This window comes from Burkholderia sp. NRF60-BP8 (assembly GCF_001522585.2).
Lineage (GTDB): Bacteria > Pseudomonadota > Gammaproteobacteria > Burkholderiales > Burkholderiaceae > Burkholderia.
This window is the reverse complement of the sequence record NZ_CP013372.1, coordinates 1,362,481-1,382,993: the sequence shown is the minus strand read 5'-3', so window position 1 is coordinate 1,382,993 and position 20,513 is coordinate 1,362,481. Positions and strand designations below refer to the sequence as shown.

Annotated in this window: 22 protein-coding genes; 7 read left to right on the top strand and 15 right to left on the bottom strand. The window is 68.8% G+C overall.

The annotated features are described in order from the left end of the window. Positions 1 to 17: 17 nt before the first annotated feature. Complete coding sequence (locus WS54_RS06360) at positions 18 to 329, bottom strand: hypothetical protein (protein ID WP_006479035.1); 312 nt, start codon at positions 327 to 329, stop codon at positions 18 to 20. Between the two features lie 307 nt (positions 330 to 636). Then, entirely contained in the window at positions 637 to 936 is a 300-nt protein-coding gene (locus WS54_RS06355) for a hypothetical protein (protein ID WP_034204838.1), read from the bottom strand. A gap of 138 nt (positions 937 to 1,074) precedes the next feature. Here WS54_RS06355 and WS54_RS06350 point away from each other — a divergent pair, with 138 nt between their 5' ends. The 3 genes from WS54_RS06350 to WS54_RS06340 all read left to right on the top strand — a co-directional run bounded on the left by WS54_RS06350 (position 1,075) and on the right by WS54_RS06340 (position 2,733). Continuing rightward, the gene (locus WS54_RS06350; protein WP_059783526.1) at positions 1,075 to 1,323 is read left to right on the top strand and encodes a hypothetical protein; all 249 of its coding nucleotides are present in this window, start codon (positions 1,075 to 1,077) and stop codon (positions 1,321 to 1,323) included. A gap of 369 nt (positions 1,324 to 1,692) precedes the next feature. Then, positions 1,693 to 2,124 (top strand): CBS domain-containing protein, encoded by a 432-nt coding sequence (locus WS54_RS06345; protein ID WP_034204840.1) that lies wholly within the window; start codon positions 1,693 to 1,695, stop codon positions 2,122 to 2,124. A gap of 105 nt (positions 2,125 to 2,229) precedes the next feature. After that, entirely contained in the window at positions 2,230 to 2,733 is a 504-nt protein-coding gene (locus WS54_RS06340; protein ID WP_059783528.1) for a PRC-barrel domain-containing protein, read from the top strand. 22 nt (positions 2,734 to 2,755) lie between these two features. Here WS54_RS06340 and WS54_RS06335 read toward each other — a convergent pair whose 3' ends face one another. The 4 genes from WS54_RS06335 to WS54_RS06320 form a co-directional block, all read right to left on the bottom strand. Then, complete coding sequence (locus WS54_RS06335; RefSeq protein ID WP_059783530.1) at positions 2,756 to 3,382, bottom strand: DUF4142 domain-containing protein; 627 nt, start codon at positions 3,380 to 3,382, stop codon at positions 2,756 to 2,758. A gap of 32 nt (positions 3,383 to 3,414) precedes the next feature. Next, positions 3,415 to 3,960: a hypothetical protein gene (locus WS54_RS06330; RefSeq protein ID WP_034204843.1), complete on the bottom strand. Its 546-nt coding sequence runs from the start codon at positions 3,958 to 3,960 to the stop codon at positions 3,415 to 3,417. Between the two features lie 79 nt (positions 3,961 to 4,039). Further along, positions 4,040 to 4,450: a BON domain-containing protein gene (locus WS54_RS06325; RefSeq protein ID WP_059783532.1), complete on the bottom strand. Its 411-nt coding sequence runs from the start codon at positions 4,448 to 4,450 to the stop codon at positions 4,040 to 4,042. 70 nt (positions 4,451 to 4,520) lie between these two features. Then, positions 4,521 to 6,503, bottom strand: a complete 1,983-nt coding sequence (locus WS54_RS06320) for a hybrid sensor histidine kinase/response regulator (RefSeq protein WP_059783534.1) — start codon at positions 6,501 to 6,503, stop codon at positions 4,521 to 4,523. 149 nt (positions 6,504 to 6,652) lie between these two features. Here WS54_RS06320 and WS54_RS06315 point away from each other — a divergent pair, with 149 nt between their 5' ends. Continuing rightward, positions 6,653 to 7,942 (top strand): sigma-54 interaction domain-containing protein, encoded by a 1,290-nt coding sequence (locus WS54_RS06315; RefSeq protein WP_236872764.1) that lies wholly within the window; start codon positions 6,653 to 6,655, stop codon positions 7,940 to 7,942. 36 nt (positions 7,943 to 7,978) lie between these two features. On the opposite strand, the gene WS54_RS06310 is transcribed toward WS54_RS06315, so the two are convergent. After that, positions 7,979 to 9,778: a methyl-accepting chemotaxis protein gene (locus tag WS54_RS06310; protein WP_034204846.1), complete on the bottom strand. Its 1,800-nt coding sequence runs from the start codon at positions 9,776 to 9,778 to the stop codon at positions 7,979 to 7,981. A gap of 192 nt (positions 9,779 to 9,970) precedes the next feature. Continuing rightward, positions 9,971 to 10,225, bottom strand: a complete 255-nt coding sequence (locus WS54_RS06305; RefSeq protein ID WP_034204847.1) for a DUF3562 domain-containing protein — start codon at positions 10,223 to 10,225, stop codon at positions 9,971 to 9,973. Positions 10,226 to 10,754: 529 nt separating this feature from the next. On the opposite strand from WS54_RS06305, the gene WS54_RS06300 reads away from it, so the two are divergent. Next, positions 10,755 to 11,192: a hypothetical protein gene (locus WS54_RS06300; RefSeq protein WP_059783537.1), complete on the top strand. Its 438-nt coding sequence runs from the start codon at positions 10,755 to 10,757 to the stop codon at positions 11,190 to 11,192. Positions 11,193 to 11,619: 427 nt separating this feature from the next. On the opposite strand, the gene WS54_RS06295 is transcribed toward WS54_RS06300, so the two are convergent. The 7 genes from WS54_RS06295 to WS54_RS33545 all read right to left on the bottom strand — a co-directional run bounded on the left by WS54_RS06295 (position 11,620) and on the right by WS54_RS33545 (position 17,691). Next, a complete protein-coding gene (locus tag WS54_RS06295; RefSeq protein WP_034204849.1) occupies positions 11,620 to 12,555 on the bottom strand; it encodes a universal stress protein in 936 nt (311 codons plus the stop codon). Between the two features lie 211 nt (positions 12,556 to 12,766). Beyond that, positions 12,767 to 14,149: an amino acid permease gene (locus tag WS54_RS06290; protein WP_059783539.1), complete on the bottom strand. Its 1,383-nt coding sequence runs from the start codon at positions 14,147 to 14,149 to the stop codon at positions 12,767 to 12,769. Between the two features lie 449 nt (positions 14,150 to 14,598). After that, the gene (locus WS54_RS34190) at positions 14,599 to 14,766 is read right to left on the bottom strand and encodes a hypothetical protein (protein WP_230624781.1); all 168 of its coding nucleotides are present in this window, start codon (positions 14,764 to 14,766) and stop codon (positions 14,599 to 14,601) included. A gap of 81 nt (positions 14,767 to 14,847) precedes the next feature. Beyond that, positions 14,848 to 15,873 (bottom strand): DedA family protein/thiosulfate sulfurtransferase GlpE, encoded by a 1,026-nt coding sequence (locus tag WS54_RS06275; protein WP_034204851.1) that lies wholly within the window; start codon positions 15,871 to 15,873, stop codon positions 14,848 to 14,850. Positions 15,874 to 16,058: 185 nt separating this feature from the next. Further along, positions 16,059 to 16,565 (bottom strand): cupin domain-containing protein, encoded by a 507-nt coding sequence (locus WS54_RS06270; RefSeq protein WP_034204852.1) that lies wholly within the window; start codon positions 16,563 to 16,565, stop codon positions 16,059 to 16,061. Between the two features lie 340 nt (positions 16,566 to 16,905). Next, positions 16,906 to 17,376: a universal stress protein gene (locus WS54_RS06265; RefSeq protein WP_034204853.1), complete on the bottom strand. Its 471-nt coding sequence runs from the start codon at positions 17,374 to 17,376 to the stop codon at positions 16,906 to 16,908. Between the two features lie 153 nt (positions 17,377 to 17,529). After that, a complete protein-coding gene (locus WS54_RS33545; RefSeq protein WP_159086636.1) occupies positions 17,530 to 17,691 on the bottom strand; it encodes a hypothetical protein in 162 nt (53 codons plus the stop codon). A 3-nt stretch (positions 17,692 to 17,694) separates the two neighbouring features. Between WS54_RS33545 and WS54_RS06260 the strand changes: the two genes are divergently transcribed. After that, positions 17,695 to 19,797 (top strand): PAS domain-containing sensor histidine kinase, encoded by a 2,103-nt coding sequence (locus tag WS54_RS06260; protein ID WP_059783541.1) that lies wholly within the window; start codon positions 17,695 to 17,697, stop codon positions 19,795 to 19,797. After that, positions 19,794 to 20,441 carry a response regulator gene (locus WS54_RS06255; protein ID WP_034204855.1) on the top strand — a complete coding sequence of 216 codons (648 nt, stop codon included), beginning with the start codon at positions 19,794 to 19,796 and terminating at the stop codon, positions 20,439 to 20,441. The genes WS54_RS06260 and WS54_RS06255 overlap by 4 nt, the downstream gene beginning before the upstream one ends. The last annotated feature ends 72 nt before the right edge of the window (positions 20,442 to 20,513 follow it).

Sequence of the window (20,513 nt, the reverse complement as noted above, 5' to 3'; positions counted from 1 at the left end):
GGCGGATGATTGCGGAATCAGAAACGCTCGACGTGATAGTCGCCGGCGAGCGCGGCCGGGCTGCGCGTCGACATCATTCGCGAGAATCCGTCCGCGAGCCGGCCGAGCGCCAGCTGTTTCTGGCTCGCGTCCCAGTGCGTATAGGTGTCGTACGCGGCATCGTCGAACGAAACGGTGACGGCGACCGGGCGGCCGCTGGCGCGAAAGCCGATCTGCAGCACGCCGCCCGGCAATTCCTCGATGTGATAGTGCAGCGAACGCGATTCGAAATAGCGGCCCAGTACCTGAGCGATCGCGCGCTTGTCCGGCGATTGCACGTGAATGTCCATGACGGTCCTCCTTTCAATGTTCGCGCGGCCGGTGGTGGCGCACTGCCCCCGTCCGGCGTCCGCATCGGCGGCGGGTTCGACGGCGGATCGCCTTGCGGCAGCCCGTCGGGCACGGGCGGGTCGACCGGGTCGTCGTGCCCGGGCGGCGGCGGATCCGGATCGACGTCGGGTGTCGTCGGTTCGGGGCGGTGCAGCATGGATGGCGTATTCATGTCACTCCTGCGCGACGGCGCGCGCATGTCGATGGCGAAGCGAGCCCCCGCAAGCGTCGTGCCCGCTGTCGCGCCGTGCCCCGTGGCCGTGGGATTCAGTCGTCGTAGGCGGCCATGACGAGCCACATCGTGCGCCCCTCGGCACGCAGTTGCACGGCAAGCGCGAACGGATCGGACGGTTCGCATTGCGCGACGAGCGCCTGCTGCGCGCGCTCCGGGCCGTCGTAGACGGTGTCGTTCAGCTCGCGTACTTCGTCCTTGCCGTCGAACATGCGCCGCTCCGGCCGATAGACCCGCGATTCGCGCTTCCACGTGTCGAAACGCTCGCGCACGTGGCCGAAATCGCCGCCGCATACGTTCGCGTCGTAACGTATCCTTTCTTTGGCTGCATTCATCACGATGTCCTCTCGTCCATACCGGCCCCGTGCGCGTCGTACCCGCATGCCCGGCCGGTTCTCGCGGCTTGCAAGCGCCGTGCCGCGGCCGCCGCGGGTACGGCGCTTGCGCCTTCTCATCGACAAGGAGGTTCGACCATGACCGTTCACGACCCCGGCCGCCGCGACGCCGTGTCACCGGCTGCCGGACTGCTCCGGCTCGCCACGTCGCGTCCGCCGTCCGAAGACAAGACGGAGGAGCGTATCGACGAAGGGCTCGAGGAGACGGTCCCGGCCAGCGATCCGCCCGCCGTCGGCGGTGCGACGCGTATCGACCCCGCCAAGCCGTCCGGCGAGCGCGAACGGCGCGCGCCGCACGTCCCTTCCCCGCCCCGCGATCACGGCTGACGGCGGCACCCGGCACGCGCTGCGTGACAGCGCACCCGCGCGCCGGCCCACTCAGGAGCGATCGATGAAAGTCCTTGAACGCAGATGGCATGAAGTAAGCGGCGCGGCCGGCGTCGCGGCGCTGGCCGCGATCGAAAGCGCGGTGGTCCTCGCAATCGTCACGATGACGGGCATCGGCCACTGACGTCCCGCGCCGACGGCCGCGGCTGTCGCCGTGGAAGATGTACAAGGAGGCTGGCAAATTTCTCCGTCGCCGGCTGTCCGGCGCAAGCCCGTCATCAGCGTGCAGAGGCCTTGGGGCCCGACGTGTGCGCGTCGCGCGGCACGCGTGGTGCTCCCGCGTCGTCCCCGCTCACGAAGGAGACGTCCATGTATCGCGTCAACGAGATCATGTCGCGCGACGTAGTGTGCGTCGCGCCGACCGACACGATTCGCCATGCCGCCGAATTGATGCAGCGCTTCGACATCGGCGTGCTGCCCGTTTGCGACGGCGCCGAACTCGTCGCGATCGTGACCGATCGCGACCTGGCGGTGCGGGCGCTGTCGCGCGGTCATTCGCCCGACACGCCCGTGCAGGCGGTTGCGTCCAGACCCGTGCAATGGTGCGTCGAGGACGACGGCGTCGGCGATGTCCAGCAGCGGATGGCCGACGTGCAGTTGCACCGCTTGCCGGTGCTCGACCGCCATCTGAAACTGGTCGGCATGGTGTCGCTCGGCGACATCGCGACGCGCGCGGGCGGCCCGGCGCGCGACGAGCTGGCCAACACGCTCGAGGACGTATCGCTGCCGCGCCGCCGCTGACCGGCGTTCCCATCCATCATCCCGCGCGGCCTGCCGCCCGGGCGCAATCCCCGCGCGACGAATTCGCGCGCGGGCCGGGTTGCCGCTTCGATCAGGAGGTTTTCGATGACAACGGACAAACCGTCGCGCGACGCCGCGCGCATCGTCGGCACGAAGCCGCATACGGCCGTGGGCGGCCCGGGTCCCGACGTGATGGCCGCCCGCACGCTCGAAGGCGATCGCGTGCTGACGCTGGACGGCGCCGACATCGGCAAGGTCGCTCACATCATGCTCGACGTGCGCGCCGGACGGATCGCCTATGCGGTCGTGTCGTCGGGCGGCCTGCTCGGGATCGGCGACAAGCTGCTCGCGGTGCCGTGGAGCGCGCTGGTCCTCGATGCCGAGCGCGAATGCTTCGTGCTGCCGGTCGACACGGCGCGTGTGCGCGAGGCGCCCGGCTTCGACAAGAGCCGGTGGCCCGCGATGGCCGACCCCGAATGGGCCGAAGCCCTGCATGCGTACTACGGCCGTTCGCCGTACTGGCTGATCGAGGAAGGCGAAACGGCGCTCGATTCGCCGCCGTACGAGGCGTCGCCGGGCGGCCCCGAAGACGGCACGCGGCAGCACTGAAGCCTGCCGGCCGGCAAGCGGTTCACTGCGCGGCGGCCACCGTCTTCGCGAGTTGCCGCGCGGCGCTCAGGTGCGCGTTCAGCGTCGGCAGCGTGCGGGCCGCGAATGCGCGAAGCTGCGGGTCGCGACCGTCTTTCGCTTCGGTCTCGTAAAGCCGGACCGCCGCCTCGTGCGCGCGAGGCCCCGCCAACGCCACGTACGCCGTATCGAACGCGGGCCCGTTCTTCGCGCGCAATGCCGTCACCGCCGGATCGAAGAGCATCCGCGTCTGGACCGGTACGCCCTTTTGCGCGCCGATGTGCCGCAATTCGTCCGCGATACGCGCATGGTCGTCGACCATCCGGCGGGCGAAGGCCTTCACCTGCGCGTTCGACGAGCGATCGAGCGCGAGTTGGCCTGCCTGCCGTTCCACCTTGCCGATCATGCCTGCCTTGTCGACGAACTCTGCGTCGATGCCGATCGGCCGCTGGGTCATGCCGGCCTCGTCGGCGGTCGGACCGGGGCGCACGACGCCCGGCGCGACCTGCGCGGACGAAGCAGGCGGCGCCTGCGCACGCGCGAGCGCGAACGTCAGCGCGCCCACGGCGGCAGTCAGGACGATTGCCGCCGAGCGGCGCCCGCGTTGCTTCATCCGGTTCGGTTTCGTCATCCGGCCTCCGTATCGGGCAACGGGGCGGACCGTCACGCGGGACGATGGGCCGACGTGAAGAAATCAGTCCATTCGCCGTTGTGCCATGCACCCTCGGTGCGCTCCACCGATAGCGCGCCGGCGGCGAGCATCGTCCGCTCCGCGAACGCGATCGTGCGCCGCGTCACGTGCGCGGCCAGCACGACGCCGTTTTCACATTGCTTCAGCGCGCCATGCCCCTCCGGCGCATCGCCGCGCATCCGGCCGAGCGCGCCGCACAACGCGCCGACGTACCCGCCGACGAGCGGCACGCCGATCCACGCGAGCGGGGAATGAAGGCCGCCCAGATAGAGCAGCGCGGCCCCGGCGAGCCCGACGATCGCGCCGATGGCCACGCCTTCCAGCGCGCCGATGCCGCCAGGCCGCGCGGCGGAGTCCGCATAGACGTCGCCGCCGAGCCAGAACAGCGCGTGCTGTCCGGGCGGATTGAGAAAGAAGACCTTCACGTCGTCCCGATGCATGGCGTGGCCGCGCAACTGCTCTGCGCAGCGTTCCGCCTGCTCGAGCCGCGAGAAACGGCCCGCGATGATGGTGTCCATGTCGAACCTCCTGCCCGGTGACGCGCAGGACCGCGGGCGCGCGACGCCCGATCGGCCCGGCGCTGACCCGCGCATCACGTTACTTCCGGCGGATCTGCAGCTTGTCGCGCACGCCGCTCACGCCGCTGACGTCGTGCGCGACGCGGATCGCGGTCGCGCGTTGTCGCTCGTCGGGCACGTCGCCCGTCAGTTCGACCACGCGGTCGCGAACCTGCACGTCGATGTCGCCGGAGGCCAGGCCGCGTTCGGCGACGAGCGCGGCCCTGACGCGGGACGCGAGCGTCGCATCGCGGATCTGCCCGCCGACGGCCGACGCCTGGCTCGCAAGCTTCGCACGGGTGCCCTCCTCGGCCGATGCGTAGCGGGGTGTCGCGATCCATGCACACGACAGCATCAGTATGCTCGCGATCGGCACGACCGGCGTCCTGCGTCCGGTGCGTGCCGGCTCGTTGCTCGTGCCGTCGCGCCGCGTGCTTTTCGTTGGGTCCATCGCGTCTCCTTTCTCGTATGCGGCCGGACGGCCACGCGACCGCGCCGCGTATACGTCGGGGTATGCGCCGCTACCGCTCGCGCGGCTTGCCGTCGCCCACGTCGTCCGGCACGACGTCGACGATCACGCTCGCGAGCGTCGGCATGTCGACCGGCTTGCACAGATACGCATCGAACCCGGCGGCCATCACCCGGCGCCGGTCGGCCTTGCCTGCATGCGCGGTCACCGCGACGACCGGCAGATGTCCGCCGCCGTTCGGCAAATGCCGGATCCGGTCCAGCAGCCAGTAACCGTCGCCGTCCGGCATCGCGAGATCCGACAGCACGACGCTCGGCTGCTGCCGCTCCACCGCGTCGAGCGCGTCGTGCCCCGACCGGGCGGTCGATACCTGCGCGCCCATGGTTTCGAGCGCTGCCGCGAGACTGGTCCGCGACGTCGCGTCGTCATCGACCACCAGTACGCGCTGGCCGTCGAGCGCGACCGTATCGGCCTTGTCCTTCGCCCGCGACGGCTGCTCGACCGGATCGTCGGTGTCCCAGCCCGCGGGCAGCGTCACCGTGACGGTCGTTCCGCGCCCGGCGCCCGCGCTCGTCGCGACGACCTCGCCGCCGTGCAGTTGCACAATGTTGCGCACGATCGACAGGCCGAGCCCGAGGCCGCGCCTGGGGGACGTGAACGCACCCTCCGGCCGGCTGAACGTATCGAACAGGTGCGGCAGGTATTCCGGCGCAATCCCTTGCCCGGTGTCGGAGACCGACAGCCGCACGCGCTCGCCCGCGCGGGTCAGCGACACGTCGATCCGCCCGCCCGGCGGCGTGAACTTGATCGCATTCGACAGCAGATTCGACAGGACCTGGCGCAGGCGCTCGCCGTCCGCCGGGATCACGCAGGCCGGCATCGCATACGACGTCGACAGCACGAGCCCGTTCGCCTGCGCCGTCGCGTCGAGTTCGCGCGCGGCGTCTCGCACGATCCGCACGAGATCGACCGGCACGCGTTCGAGGCGCAGCCGGCCGGTCGCGAGGGACGATGCATCGAGCAGATCGGCGACCATGTGCGACAGCGACCGCGCGCTGCGATCGATCGCGTCGACCGCCTGCTGCGCGAAGCCCTGGCCGTCGGCGTTGCGCAGGACCTCGACCCAGCCGTAGATCACGTTCAGCGGCGTGCGCAGTTCGTGCGACACCGTCGCCAGCAGCTCGTCCTTCAGCCGGTTCGACGTGTCGGCCTGCATGCGCGCGTCGCGTGCGCCGCGCAGCGAGCGAAGGTTGTGGCGTTCGTTGCGGCGGCGTTCGCCCGCTTCGCGCAGCGTCAGCGACAGGCCCGCGCTGCGGCCCTGCGCGTCGACGATCGGCGAGGCGACGAAGGTGGCGCGAAAACGGCCGCCGTCGCGGCGCACGCACAGTACGTCGAGCGGCCCGACCGGCTCGCGCAGGTCCGCGAACGACGCGGGCACCGCATGCCGGCGCAGCCAGCGCGGCGCGATCATCGTGACGAGGTCGCGTCCGTTCGCCTGGGCCGTATCGATGCCGAAGATTCTTGCCGCGGCCGGGTTCCAGCTGGTGATCCTGCGCTCCACGTCGGTCCCGACGATCGCATCGGGCGACGCATCGACCACGCGGCGCAGCAGCTCGGTGTCGGACCCGCCGGCGACGGACGACGGCTCGCGGTGCGGCGGGTACGGACCGCCGTCGTCGTCATCGATCTCGCGCAAACGATCGTTCGCCAGCAGCGGCTTCACCGTCGTCACCAGCACGCATTCGACGAAACCGATCGCGACGAACGCGCCGGCTTGCGCGAGCAGCGTCGCCAGCGGCGCGTCGCGCCACCACAATGCGGCGATCACGCCGACGCTCGCGGCGGTCGCGACAAGGCCACCGGCGAGCGACGTCAGCCATGCGGCGGCGGCCACGCCGGCGTAAAAAGGTAGCGGCGCAAACGGCGCGTGCTTGCCGACAGCCTGAATCGCCCACGCCTGCAGCGCGGACGCCACCCCGACGGCCAGCACGATCCATGCACCCTGCCGGAGCAGCTCACGGGTCATAGTCCTCATTGCATCCTTGCATCGCGCCGGCTCCCGTCGGGTGCGGGGGGATGCCGCGTTTCGACCATCCGGCATCCCGTCGAGCGCGCCGGGCGAGCAGGAACGCGCCAGCAAACGACGTACCCGACGCCGGCCGGGGGGCGCGTGCGCGGCAACGCATGGCCGCGCCCTATGCCTGCATCGGCGACGGGCCGGACAGATGCGGGGGGCGGCATCGCCGCGCGCACCGCCGCACCGTATCGACGACCGCTTTTTTTCATCGGATGTCTGTAAAAAAGTGCGGGTCGCAACGCGGACGCGGCGTCGCGTCGACGGCGCGCGAACGGCCCGATGGCCTGTTTCTGTCGGTCATGTCGCGCACATTGGAATTTTCTATTCCGCGGCACCTTCGCCGTCGTTTCGCTGTCGATGATAAATATTGCAATCAACGGAACCTGCGATGCCGTTTTTCAAAACGGCCGCCAATGCCTATGGGTGAATCCGCAAACCGGACGAAGCAGCGCGCGGACAGTCGCCGGCTGTCCGGCCGGTCCGCCGCGATGCGCACGCTGCTCGGCCGTATCGAGAAAATCGCGCCGACCCGCGCGAGCGTGATGATTGCCGGCGAAAGCGGGGTCGGCAAGGATATCGTCGCGCGGCGGCTGCACGATCTCAGCGCGCGGCGTGACGGCCCGTTCGTGCCCGTGAACTGCGGCGCGATTCCGCCCGAGCTTGCCGAGGCGCAATTGTTCGGGCACGAGAAAGGCAGCTTTACCGGCGCGACCACGCAGCGCGAAGGGTTCTTCGAAGCCGCGCGCGGCGGCACGCTGCTGCTCGATGAAATCGCGGAAATGCCCGCGGCGCTGCAGGTGAAGCTGCTGCGGGCGATCGAGTCGAATACGATCGTGCGCGTGGGCGGCACCGAATCGATTCCGCTCGACGTGCGGTTCGTGTCGGCCACCCGCCACAATCCGGCCGACGCCGTGCGCGACGGCCGGCTGCGCGAGGACCTGTTCTACCGGCTCGCCGCATTCGCGATCTACGTGCCGCCGCTGCGTCAGCGCGACGGCGACGTCGAGACGATCGCGCAGGAATTCGTCGACACGCTGAACGAGCGGCATCGCTCGCACAAGCGGCTGACTGATGCCGCGATCGCCGCGTTGCGCGCGTATTCGTGGCCAGGCAACGTGCGCGAACTGCGCAACACGATCGAGCGCGCGTACCTCTTGTCCGACGAAGGCATCGAGATCGCGTTGCCGAAGCAACCGATGCCAGCCGTCGACAGCACGTCGGAAGGCGCGATGGCGCTGCCGCTCGGCGCGACGCTGCACCATGCGCAGCAGCGCTTCATCGTGGCGACGCTGCGTCACTTCGACGGTAACAAGCCGCGTGCGGCCAAGGCCCTCGGCATCAGCCTGAAGACGCTCTACAACCGGCTCGCGCTGATGCGCGACCAAGGCGGCTCGTGAGCATCGCGGCCCGCAGGCTGCGGGCCGCCGGCCGCGTCAGGCGACCTTGAACTGCCCGACCGTCGTCGCCAGCGCGTTGGCCTGCGATTGCAGCGCGGTGGCCGCCGCGGTCGACTGTTCGACGAGCGCCGCGTTCTGCTGCACCATTTCGTCGAGCTGGCTGACGGCGCGGTTCACTTCCTGGATGCCGCGCGTCTGCTCGTTCGCCGCGTGCGTGATCTCGGAGATGATGGTCGTCACGTTCGACACGTTCGACACGATCTCGCGCATCGTGTCGCCGGCCTGGCGCACCTGCCCCGATCCGGCCGACACGCTCGCGACCGTCGATTCGACCAGCACCTTCACTTCGCGCGCGGCCTGCGCGCTGCGTTGCGCGAGGCTGCGCACTTCCTGTGCGACGACCGCGAAGCCGCGGCCCTGTTCGCCCGCGCGGGCCGCTTCGACGGCCGCGTTCAGCGCGAGGATGTTGGTCTGGAACGCGATCCCGTCGATCACGCCGATGATGTCGCCGATCCGGCCCGACGCTTCCTCGATCTTCCCCATCGTCGCGACGACGTCCGACACGACCACGCCGCCGTGCGACGCGATCCGCGACGCGGCCGCCGCACGTTCGTCGGCCTGGCTCGCGGCTGCCGCCGACTGGCCGACGGTCGCGGTGATCTCTTCCATCGACGCCGCGGTTTCCTCGAGGCTCGCCGCCGCCGATTCGGTACGCGACGACAGGTCCTGGTTGCCCGCCGCGATCTCGTTCGCGGCCGTGCGCACCGATTCGCTCGCATCGCGGATCTGGCGCATCACGTCGTTCAGCTTGTCGACGAAACTGTTGAACGAGCGCGCGATGTCGGCGACTTCGTCGCGGCCGTCGGCCGGCAGGCGCTGCGTGAGGTCGCCGGCGCCCGAGCCGATCGCGGCCATCGCCTGACGCACCTGCGACAGGCGGCGGAACGCGGTCGCGGTGATCGCGCCGATGATCAGCGACGCCACGCCGACGATCACGATCAGCGTCATCAGCGACGCGGTCAGCAGCGAACGCATCCCGGCCGTCGCTTCGGCCTTGTCGAGCAGCACCAGCGCGTACCAGTCGGTGCCCGGCACCGGTTTCGCGCGCACCAGCTTCGCGTCGCCGCCGACGCCGACCTCGACCGGCGCGCTCGCCGCCGCGATCGATGCCACACCCAGCGCGCCGAGCTCGGGCGAGACGTCGGCGACCGGCTTCAGCGTGAGCTTCGCGTCCGGGTGCGCGACGACGTGGCCGCTGCTGTCGATCAGCATCCCGAAGCTGGCCGGCGTCGGACGGATCGACTTGACGTTGGCGATCACGCTGTCCATCGACACGTCCGCGGCGACGACGCCCTTCAGCGCGCCGTCGCGCAGGATCGGCACCGCGAACGTGACGACGAGGTTGCCCGTGCCGGCATCGACGTACGGCGGCGTGACGACCGGCTTGCCGGCCTGTGCGGCCTGCTTGTACCACGGCCGGCCGGTCGGATCGTAGTCGGGCGGGATGCCGGTCGGGTCGGAGAAGTGGAACGTCTTGTCGGCGTAGCCGGCATAGACGTTCGTGAAGCCGCCGGCCGCGGCCATCTGCTTGAACACCGGCAGCGGATCGGGCGTCAGCGCGGCATCCTGCAGCGACGCGATCATCCGGCTGCGGGTGGCGACCCAGTCGGCGATTCCGACCACGTGGCCGCTGGCGACCGAGGTCAGGTTGCGGTCGATCGCGTCGTCGTTGTACGAGCGCGCGATGAAATAGTTGATCAGCGTCGTGGCGACGAGCGCGAATACGACGATGGCGACGCACGCGGCGAGGATGCGGGCGCGAATGGACGAGAACATGGCAACGACTCGGTAAGGGAGCGGGAACGCCCGGTGGACGAATTCACCGGGTAAACGGCAAATCGCGCCGCTTACTTGAGGTCGTTGTGACAATTCGTTGAAACGTATGACGAAACCCGTCGGCGGATCGTCAGGATGGCCGGGTTCGACCGGCGTGCGTCGCGCCGGTCCCGGCGCCCCGGCCGCTACCTGCTACAGCCGATGCCTCGGACGCGGATCGGCGTCCGCGGGCGTGTCATCGGCCCGGGTGTCGCGATCGAAATCGTCCTTCTGGCGCATCCGTTCGCGCAGGTGCCGGATCGCGAATACGTGGATGTAGTCGTGCACGCGCGCATCGGACGACAGCGCGCGCACTTCGTCGTCGAGCATCGCACGCAGCTGATCCGCGCCGATCGCGCGCCGTTCGGCGGCTTCCTTGAGTGAATCGAGCAAATTGTCCTTGGACATCGACAGACTCCTGACGGTCGAGGAACGAAAAAGATGACGGTACCGGAAGCTTAAAGACTGGATAGACGCGCGGCGTACGATGCGCCGACGCGTGTTTGCGCACGATCAACGGCACGTTGCGTGCCGCCGTGTGGATCCGTTTCCGAATCGTCCGCGCAGTGTTCGCGGTGCACGTGGCCCGCGAACGTCACTGAAACCCTGCCACGCCCCCCGAGGCGCGGCACTGACGACGGGCAGCGGTGGAACGCCGCACGACGCCGATGCAGTGGGGAAACTTAGACCGTCCGAAATCATGCGTCAAGCGCGCTGCCATTCGTCGGACGAACGCGTCGGATCGGCCGATCCGACGCCGCGCGTGTCAGCGGATTCCGATACGCGTCGCGCAATTTCCTGACAGCGACTTCAGCGCGCGCCGCTTGGCAGTGCGCCCTCGCCACACGATACTGATCACATGAACCAGGCGTTCATACCGGACATCGCTCAGCCGGCCGTCGAGCCGGCGCGCGGGGTTCGGCGCAGGAGACCAACCATGGCACATCGCAACTCACCGGGCCGGGACGGCCAGCGGCGCGCGTCGGGCAACGCGCGCGCCCTGCTTTCCGCCCGCACCGCGTCGGCCGGCATCCGTCCGGCCGACGACCTCGACACCTTGCTCGCGCTCGCACGCGAGGCCGGATTACTCGTCACGCTCGACGGGCAGATCGGCCGCGAAAAGTATCAGAGCGTCGTGGGGTCGGTCTTCGCTTTGCAGCGGTTCGCCGCGGCACTCCACGCGCGCCACGCGGCCGACGCACCGGCCGGCTCGGAGCCGCGTCGCAAGGCCCGCCCCGGCTGGCCGCATGCGAATCGTTTGCGCAACCGCACGTGCAGCGCATGCGCACCGCTCCATGTCGTGCGTCCGCATGCGCGGGTACGACGCGGCACAGACCGCCGGCACGACCTGCGATCGATTCTTCGTACCCTCTGACCGGCGCACGGAAACGACGCACGGCACGGGGCCGCGCAATGGTTGCGTGCACGATGGCGCGCGGCTCGACGCGGCCGCCTTCGACATCATTCCTGCGAGAAAGTGAATTCGACGGGGCCACGCGGAAAGCGGACGGGGTGACTTGCACCCCGCCCGTCCTCCAAGGCAACCGTCGGTTGCCTACCCTCGTGCCAGAGAGTTCCGGGTCGGATGACGCGCCGGACAAACACGCGGCGCCGCTCCTGAAAACGATGTGACGGCGGCGAGTGCTGCAGCGTTCGCTTCCTGCATGCAGGCGCGGTCGGGAATCGCACGTGCACGACGGGCCAGCCGCATCGCCGGACGTTTCGTCACTGTCTCACGCGATGTGCGCTGCGTTTCTGATGCAGGTCAATCCAAACCCGCTTCGAGCGCGACGGCGCCGAATTCATTCCGCGCTACGCACCAGCAGCACGGGCACCTGTGCGAGATGCGCGACGCGCCGCGCGACGCTGCCGATCAGCCAGGCGGCGATGCCGCGACGGCCATGCGTGCCGACCACCAGCAGCTCCGCCCGCCAGTGCACGGCATCGCGCATCAGCGCATGGGCCACGTCGTCGCTGGTCGGACGCGTTTCGACGATGCCGCGCTTGGTCGGATTGCCCGTCGCATGGAGCAGCGGGCCGACCTTCGCGAGCGCATCCTCGCCTTCCGCGCGGTACGCATCCTCGAGCGCGCGCACCGGCACGACGTCGGTCAGACGAACCGCGCGATCGATCACGTATGCCGCATACAGCAACGTCGTCGGCGCCGCGAGGCCGAGCCCGACGCTTACCGCGTGCAGCGACGGCTCGCTGCCGTCGACCGCGAACATCAGCCGCTGCAGCGCGCCGTCCGACGGCCGTGCATACGTGCCGGGCACGATCAGCAGCGCACAGCGCGCGCGTTTCGTCAGCGTGTCCGACATCGCGCCTTCGATGAGCCGCAACAGCCCGTGGTGCGGATTCGCGCCGATCGCCAGCACGTCCGCGCGCCACGTCGACGTATCGTTCACCAGTGCGTCCGCCACCGAGCCGCCCGTGACCGACGTATCGACGACCGTTCGCTCGACGTCAACGCCGCTGTCGGCGAACAGCGCCGCGATCCGCTCGCAGGTGGCGTGCGCTTCGCGCATCATGTCCTCGCGCGCCGACGTCAGCAGCGCGTCGATGCGCGGAATGTCGGGCAACACGAGGCGCGGATTGTCGATCGCGCACATGATGCGCAATCGCATGCCGGGACGCAGCAGCGTGCGCACGTAACGTGCGGCGGTCAGCGATTCGGGCGTCGGATCGACGGCCAGCGCGATCCGCGCGAGCGTCGGGATGGACTGGGCAGGCTGCATGGCGAAGGTCTCCGTGCGTGCACGTCGTCGCCGAACGACGACGGGGCTTCGCGCGGCAGCGGCGTTGCCGCGTCGAACCGCTGCCGTGGCTGCAGGATCGGCGGGCCGTCACGCGAAGCGCGGACAAGCAATGCGTTCGTTCAGCATAGGCCGTCCGGCCCGCGCGTGCATGATCGCGATCAACGATCGCGCGGCCCCCTGCCTGCGCCGCTTACGACTTCGTCGGCATCGACGCGGCCGGACGGTTCGCGTAGAACAGCGCGTACGCGATGCCGAGCAGCACGATCCACACCGGTCCGATCACGAGCGCGACGCGCGTATCGGGCGTGAACGCCATCAGCACGACGACCAGCACGAGAAAGCCGAGCGCGACGAACGAACCGAGCGGATAGAACGGCACGCGGATCGGCAGGCGCGCGATCTTGTCGGCCGACAGCGTGCGGCGAAAACGCATCTGCGCGATCAGGATCACGCACCACGTCCAGATCGCGCCGAACGTCGATACCGACGTGAGCCACGTGAACACGTGCTGCGGTGCGAGATAGTTGAGCAGCACGCCGATCAGCAGCAGCGCGACCGACACGGCCACGCCGTACACGGGCACCCCGCTGCGGTTCACGCGACCGAGCGCGGCCGGCGCCTGGCCCTGCTGCGCGAGGTTGTAAAGCATCCGCGCGGTGCTGAACAGGCCGCTGTTGCACGACGACAGCGCCGCGGTCAGCACGACGAAGTTGATGATGCCCGCGGCGGCCGGAATGCCGAGCCGCGAGAACGTCATCACGAACGGGCTGCCCTGCGTGCCGATCCGGTCCCACGGATAGAGCGACATGATCACGAACAGTGCGCCGATGTAGAAAATCAGCACGCGCCAGAACACCGAATTCACGGCCTTCGTCAGCGACTTCTCCGGGTTGCGCGCCTCGCCGGCCGTGAGGCCGAGCATCTCGACGCCGAGATACGCGAACATCACGATCGGCAGCGCGGCGATCACGCCGTCGATCCCGTTCGGCATGAAGCCGCCGTGCGACCACAGGTTCGAGATGCCGGTCGCGATGCCGCCGTTGCCGATGCCGAACGCGATCATCAGGCCGCCGCCGACGATCATCAGCACGATCGTGACGATCTTGATCAGCGCGAACCAGAATTCGAATTCGCCATACAGCTTGACCGCGATGAAGTTCACCGAGCCCATTGCCAGGAGCGCCGCGAGCGCCCAGATCCAGTTCGACACGCCGGGGAACCACATGTGCATGTAGACGCCGACCGCCGTGATTTCCGCCATGCAGGTAACGATCCAGACGAACCAGTAGGTCCAGCCGGTCAGGTAACCCGCGAGCGGGCCGAGGTAGTCGCGCGCATAGCGGCTGAAGGCGCCGGCGACCGGGTTGGTGATCGCCATCTCGCCGAGCGCGCGCATGATCAGGAAGATCGCGAGGCCGCCCAGCAGGTAGGTCAGCAGGATGGCCGGGCCGGCCGTGCGGATCGCGGTGGCCGAGCCGAGGAACAGGCCGACGCCGATCGTCGCGCCGAGCGCCATCAGGTTGATGTGCCGTTCTTCCAGCCCGCGGTGCAGTTGGTCTTCTGGTTGTTTCAAATTCGTCTCCTGGCGGCCGCGGGCGGGCCGCCGTCATTGTGTCGATGACAATGCGCGACCATTCATGCCGACTTCGGCAGCCGAAAACGAAATAATCCCCGTTGTCGATTTCCGAATGAGAAACGACACGGATGCCGCGTCAATTCGGTTGGAATTGCCGCGGATTATCCGTATTTCCCGGAACAATCCGGATATACGGACAGGGCCTTTCACGGAATACACCCGGCCGACCCGCGCGACGCGGCTGTGCGCGTGACGGGCGGCAACGGGATTCATCGCTTTCGGCGCGAACGAACGCGCGTCGAAGGTGCGCAATCGAGCGCACGCAATATGCAGGCGGGATTATAGGGAGGATCGGCGGTTTCATGCCAGGCGATTTTGGGGAAAATCGCGGTGGGTGAAAGCAGTGATTGAATTCGAATGCGCGAGGCGGACGCGCATTCTTGAGTTCAGACCTCGATATACGAGACCGACGGCGACGCCAACGGCTTCGGCGGCGTCGGAGATGCGCATCGACTGAGGTCGTCGCTGAGGGCTTTGCTATCACCGGCATACACGAAATCGTCGCCGATCTGTTCGCGAATGCAGGCCAGTTTCACCGCCCCCTTGAGATTCATGTCGCCACTGGTAGCGATGACGCGATCGAAAAGGCCGAGATGCCGCTCACACGCTCAGCGATACCGGCAACGCTGGCTGCATCACTTCGACAACGTCGCCCGCACCGTATACTCGCCGTCGAGCCCACCCTGCTCCGGCCGCACGAAATACCGCGACGAATCCAGATCAGCCGGCAGCGGCTCGACCGGATAACCGTGCTTTTCCCACGCATCGAGGCCGCCCTTCAGCGCCCGGATGTTGTGGATCATCTTCTTGCGCTGCATCTTCGCGATCAGCCGCTTCGCGGTCGCCTCGTTCGGGCACACGCAATAGACGACGATCGGCCGTTTCAGCACTTCCGGATCGAGCAAGTCCGGCGAATCGAGATCGACCGGCACCGCGCCGGCAATCCGGTACGGCTCGCGTTCGCGAATCGCCTTCGGACGTGCATCGAAGATCAGCGGCGGTTCGTCGGACGTCATCATCTCCACGAGCTGCGGTGGCGAGATGCGCACCTGCGCGAGGTAGCGGCGGAACTGCACGCGACGCACCCAGCGGTACAACAGGAACGTGATGAAGATCGCGAGAAACGCGTCGAGAATCGTGCCGCCGCTCGCGCGCACCCACAGCACGAACTGGACGATCTGGTCGTGAATGGCCGCGCCGCCGATCAGCCAGAACGCCGCCCACAGCGACGCGCCCGCCAGATCCCAGAACAGGAATACGCCGATGCCGATCGCGGTCGTGCCGAGCAGCGGCGCCGACACGAGGCCGAGGCCCGGCAGGAATTTCGACAACACGAGCAGCGGCGCGCCGTACCTTTCGAACACGTTACGCGCGAAACGCAGCGTCGTGTCGAGCGACAGCGAGAAGCGTACGAGGCCGTTCAGCAGGCGCCGGCCGCGCGTGCGGCCCATGAAGAACCAAAGGGAATCGGCCAGCATCGTCGCGCCGATCGCCGCCGCGAACATGCTGACCCAGGACGCCTGCCCCATCGCCGCCATCGTGCCGCCGAGAATCAGCATCGGCACGGCCGGCACCGGCACGCCGAGCTGCGTGATCAACACGCTCGCGAACACGGCCCACGGGCCGAGCGACGATGGAATAGCGATGGGAAAGTGCCACACGGCGGCGCTCCTGGAAGACATGCGGGCCGCGCGACAGGGCCGTCGGTACGGCGGCGCAACGGCCGCCGCGGCATGTCCGCGATCGACCGATGCATCATGCGCATTCTAAACGGGTTTGTCCGCGCTCGCGCGGAACACCGGCCGGCGGCGCGGGCTTTGCGCGCGGCGTGACGCGACCGTGACGGTCACACGTCGGAGCGCGGCGCGAGTTGTGCGACATGTTCCGCGTAGTCGGGAAACTCGGCCGCCAGCGCGGCCGCATCCGCCAGCTCGAATTCCGCGAACTCGAATCCGGGCGCAACCGTGCAGCCGACGAGCGCGACGTGCTGCGGCGACGCGCAGCGCGCGCCGAACCAGCTTCCGGCCGGCACGACCGTCTGGAACACGGTGCCCGGATGGGTGAGCGGGTTGCCGAGCCGGTGGATCGTCAGCCCGTCGCGCGCGTCGAGCACCCACACTTCGATCGGATCGCCCGCGTAGAAATGCCAGACTTCGTCGGAGCGGATGCGATGCCACGACGAATACGCGCCGTCGCACAGCAGGTAGTAGATCGCGGTCGACGCGGCACGCGGCGCGCCGTCGGCCGGGCGCACGACCGACTCGGTCGCGCGGTAGGTTTCACGGAAATAGCCGCCTTCGGGATGCGGCTGGAGGTCGAACTGGCGAATCAGGTCGGTCGCGGAAATCGGCATGGCAGATGACGTCGGTAAGGGAGAAAACCGGCATCCGGCCGACCGTCCGATCGCGATTCGATTCATGCGCCCGGGTGCCGCCGGATGCCCCTGCGTCGATCGTCGCGGCCATGCGCGCGGCGATCGAGCGGACACCGGCCGATGCTGCCAGAACTGCATGCCGTGATGCAACTGCGGACGGGCAATCGCGCATCGGCGATTCGCATCGGCGGCGCTCGCCGCGTCGTGTCGGGCGACGTAACGGCGCAGTACGCCCGCTCACGCAAGACGTCCGGAATGCCGCGCGGCAGCCCGCCAACTGCGCGGGCCGGCGCCGCATCGGGCCGCCGTGCCGCGCCGGTTACGCAGCCGCCGACGTGCCCGCCTCGTCGTGCCGAACCAACAGCACCGGCCGGTCGGCCGCACGCAGCAGCGATTCCGCCACGCTGCCGAGCAACAGCCTGCGCAGGCCGTGCCGCCCGCTCGTACCCATCACGATCAGGTCGGCGTCGGCTTCGGCCGCGGTACGCATCAGCACCGTCGCGATGTCCTCGCCGTACGCGTCGAGCGCGCGCACCGTGCCTCGCACATGCTGCTGTGCGAGCATCGCTTTCGCTGCGTCGAGTACCGGCGTCGCCGCATCGGTCGCGGCGACATCGCCGTCGCGCTCGGCGGCGAAGCCGGCGTCGACGTCGACGAGCTGCGGCCGATGTTCGACGACGTACGCACACGTCACTTCGCCGCCGGACGCCGTCGCGATCCGGATCGCCTCGTTCAGCGCGAGACGTGCGCTCGGGCTGCCGTCGAGCCCGACGAAAATCCGCTTGTACATGGTCCGTCCCTCCGACCGGGCGGGCGTCGCGCGTTGCGCAACGACGGCCCGTTATCGCAAGCCGGCCCGGCGCCGGCTTGCCTGTCGAACAGTCTGCCCCACGTGCTGGCGCGCGCGTTGACGCGCGTCAACCGCGGCCGGCGCGCCGCTGGTTCACGCCTTTGCTGCAATTTCAACCGACCCCATTACAAAAAACGTGTAAAACGCGCACAATTTCATCTTGAAAATAATCGTTGCATGCAGCCGGTGCGAGTTTCCCCCGGTTTTGCCGCGCTGCCCGAGTGCCCCGGGTAGTCCGAACAACAGAATGGCCATCGAATGACCGCCAGTGGAACCCCGACGCGGGACGCCCGAGGGCCCACGCGCCTTCAGATCATGTTACGCCAGCCACTCGCGGCCGGCGTCGTTACGCTGTGCGCGGGCGCGGTGCTGTCGCTCGGTGTCGCGCTGCTGGTGCGCGAGCAGTGGCAAGGCGCCGTTCACACGCGTTTCGAACGCCGCACGACGCACGTGACCGCGATGCTGCGGCATGAACTGCAGGCCGGCGCCGCCGTGCTCGAAGGCGCGCGCGGCGCGTTCGGCCTCGTGCCGGACATGACGCCCGGCCAATGGCGCCGGTATGCGGAGACGCTCGATCTCGACAGCGGCCGCTCGCCGGTCCGGCAAATCGGCTATGCGCCGCTGACGCCCGCGGCACGCGGCGCGCTGGCCGGCACGAAGCCGCTGCCGGCCGATGCGCTCGCGGCAGCGACGCTCAGCGCCCCCGCGTCGAACGCGCCGGTCGTGCGCTTCGGCGCGTTCGACGCGGCGCCGCTCACGCGTGCGCTGCGGACCGGCGATATCGCGCTCGGCGTCCACCCCGCCGACGACGACACGTCCCGCGACGCACGCACCCTGACGCTGTTCCTGCCCGTGACGACCTCGCCGCTGGCCGCCGCCACGCCGTCCGGCACGCGCGAAGCCGGCGCCGACGGAATGCTGTTCGCGGCGCTGAGCCCGCGGCGCCTGGTCGAGCGTGCGCTCGACGCGGAACGCGGGATCGATCTGCGGATGACCGCCGGCGGCGATTCGCGCGCGATCGTCAGCGTCGAGACGACGACCGACGAAGCGTCGGCGTCGCCCGACCTGATGCGGCGCACCGACGTGCTGAATTTCGGCGGCACCCCGCTGACGCTCGCCTATTCCGCGGACGGCCGGCCGAGCGCGACCGGCGCGCAGCGGGCGGCCGGCACGGTGCTCGCCGCCGGGCTGATCGCGTCGTTCGGGTTCGCGGCGCTCGTCCATGCGCTGCTGCGCGGACGCGCCGACGCCGGCGCGAGCAGCCGCGGCATCCTCAACGAGGCGCGGATGATGGGCATCATCCGTTCGTCGATGGAAGCGATCATCACGATCGACGAAAAGCAGACGGTCGTGATCTTCAATCCGATGGCCGAACAGGTGTTCGGCGTGTCCGCGATGGAGGCGATCGGCGCGCCGCTGTCGCGCTTCATTCCCGAGCGGTTCCGCGCCGCCCATGCGAAGCACGTCGACCAGTTCGGCGTGACGGGCGTATCGGAGCGGCAGATGGGCCGCCAGCGCGTGCTGTTCGGGCTGCGGGCCAACGGCGAGGAATTCCCGATCGAAGCATCGATCTCGCAGATCCGCGACGCGTCGGGCAAGCTTTATACGGTGATGCTGCGCGACATCACCGAGCGGCAGCGGGCCGAGAACGCGCTGAAGCAATCGCGCGAGGAATTGCGCGAATTGTCCGCGAACCTGCAGAACGTGCGCGAAGAGGAAAAAACCCGCATCGCGCGCGAGCTGCACGACGACCTCGGGCAGCAGCTCACCGCGTTGAAGATGGACCTGTCGGTCGTCGAGCAGCAATTGCGCATACCCGGCCGCGCGCAGCCCGACGAAGGCGTGCAGATGCATCTGCAAGGCATGCGGCGGCTGATCGACGCGACGGTCGCGTCGGTGCGGCGCATCGCGGCCGACCTGCGGCCGGTGATGCTCGACGATCTCGGCCTCGTGCCCGCGATCGAATGGCTCGCGAACGATTTCACGAACCGCTACGGGATCGATGTCGAGCGTCACATCGAAACGGGCGGCCTCACGTTCACCAGTACGGGCGCGACCACGCTGTTCCGCATCGTCCAGGAAGCGCTGACGAACGTCGCGCGTCATGCGGATGCGACGCGCGTGACGTTGCGGCTCGACATCGAGGAAGGCTTTTGCGTGCTGCGCGTCGCCGACAACGGCCGCGGCGCGGCGCCCGGCGGTCCGGCCCACGAGGACAAGTCGTTCGGCCTGATCGGCATTCGCGAACGCGCACACATGCTGGGCGGCACCGTGACGATCGACACCGCGCTCGCGCGCGGCTTCTCGATTACCGTCGCGTTTCCGCTCGGCACCGTTCAACAGGACACGCTCATCACATGATCAAGGTGCTCATCGCCGACGACCATACGCTCGTACGCGACGGTCTGCGGCACATCCTCCAGAACGCCACCGGTTTCGAGGTGGCCGGCGAAGCCTGCGACGGCCCGTCGACGATCGCGCTGGTGCGCGCGACGCCCGCGCAGGTGCTCGTGCTCGACCTGTCGATGCCGGGCCGCAACGGCGTCGAGCTGATCAAGCAGATCAAGGACGAGAAGCCCGCGCTGCGCGTGCTGGTGCTGACGATGCACGCGGAGCAGCAATACGCGGTGCGCGCGTTCCGCGCGGGCGCGTCCGGCTATCTGACGAAGGAAAGCGCGAGCGCGGAGCTGGTCGGCGCGGTCGCGAAAGTGGCGTCGGGCGGCGTCTACGTGAGTCTCGCGATGGCCGAGCAGTTCGCGCAGAGCCTGAACGAGCCGGCCGAAACGCTGCCGCACCAGCGGCTGTCCGACCGCGAATTCGACGTGTTCCGGCGGATCGCCGCCGGCCAGACGCTGACCGAGATCGCGAATGCGCTGTGTGTGAGCGCGAAGACGGTCAGCACTTACAAGACCCGGATTCTCGAAAAGATGCAGATGCCGCACGAAGCGGCGCTCGTGCGTTACGCGATGCGGCACAAGCTGCTCGACGAAACGGACGACGTGTAACGGACGACGTGTAACGGCGACGTGTAACGGACGACGTGTAACGGCGACGTGTAACGGACGACGTGTAACGGA

Coding starts and splice junctions, on each gene's coding strand:
- WS54_RS06360 (WP_006479035.1), bottom strand. CDS start 329: ATGGACATTCACGTGCAATCGCCGGACAAGCGCGCGATCGCTCAGGTA.
- WS54_RS06355 (WP_034204838.1), bottom strand. CDS start 936: ATGAATGCAGCCAAAGAAAGGATACGTTACGACGCGAACGTATGCGGC.
- WS54_RS06350 (WP_059783526.1), top strand. CDS start 1,075: ATGACCGTTCACGACCCCGGCCGCCGCGACGCCGTGTCACCGGCTGCC.
- WS54_RS06345 (WP_034204840.1), top strand. CDS start 1,693: ATGTATCGCGTCAACGAGATCATGTCGCGCGACGTAGTGTGCGTCGCG.
- WS54_RS06340 (WP_059783528.1), top strand. CDS start 2,230: ATGACAACGGACAAACCGTCGCGCGACGCCGCGCGCATCGTCGGCACG.
- WS54_RS06335 (WP_059783530.1), bottom strand. CDS start 3,382: ATGACGAAACCGAACCGGATGAAGCAACGCGGGCGCCGCTCGGCGGCA.
- WS54_RS06330 (WP_034204843.1), bottom strand. CDS start 3,960: ATGGACACCATCATCGCGGGCCGTTTCTCGCGGCTCGAGCAGGCGGAA.
- WS54_RS06325 (WP_059783532.1), bottom strand. CDS start 4,450: ATGGACCCAACGAAAAGCACGCGGCGCGACGGCACGAGCAACGAGCCG.
- WS54_RS06320 (WP_059783534.1), bottom strand. CDS start 6,503: ATGAGGACTATGACCCGTGAGCTGCTCCGGCAGGGTGCATGGATCGTG.
- WS54_RS06315 (WP_236872764.1), top strand. CDS start 6,653: ATGGCCGCGCCCTATGCCTGCATCGGCGACGGGCCGGACAGATGCGGG.
- WS54_RS06310 (WP_034204846.1), bottom strand. CDS start 9,778: ATGTTCTCGTCCATTCGCGCCCGCATCCTCGCCGCGTGCGTCGCCATC.
- WS54_RS06305 (WP_034204847.1), bottom strand. CDS start 10,225: ATGTCCAAGGACAATTTGCTCGATTCACTCAAGGAAGCCGCCGAACGG.
- WS54_RS06300 (WP_059783537.1), top strand. CDS start 10,755: ATGGCACATCGCAACTCACCGGGCCGGGACGGCCAGCGGCGCGCGTCG.
- WS54_RS06295 (WP_034204849.1), bottom strand. CDS start 12,555: ATGCAGCCTGCCCAGTCCATCCCGACGCTCGCGCGGATCGCGCTGGCC.
- WS54_RS34190 (WP_230624781.1), bottom strand. CDS start 14,766: ATGAATCTCAAGGGGGCGGTGAAACTGGCCTGCATTCGCGAACAGATC.
- WS54_RS06270 (WP_034204852.1), bottom strand. CDS start 16,565: ATGCCGATTTCCGCGACCGACCTGATTCGCCAGTTCGACCTCCAGCCG.
- WS54_RS06265 (WP_034204853.1), bottom strand. CDS start 17,376: ATGTACAAGCGGATTTTCGTCGGGCTCGACGGCAGCCCGAGCGCACGT.
- WS54_RS33545 (WP_159086636.1), bottom strand. CDS start 17,691: ATGGCCATTCTGTTGTTCGGACTACCCGGGGCACTCGGGCAGCGCGGC.
- WS54_RS06260 (WP_059783541.1), top strand. CDS start 17,695: ATGACCGCCAGTGGAACCCCGACGCGGGACGCCCGAGGGCCCACGCGC.
- WS54_RS06255 (WP_034204855.1), top strand. CDS start 19,794: ATGATCAAGGTGCTCATCGCCGACGACCATACGCTCGTACGCGACGGT.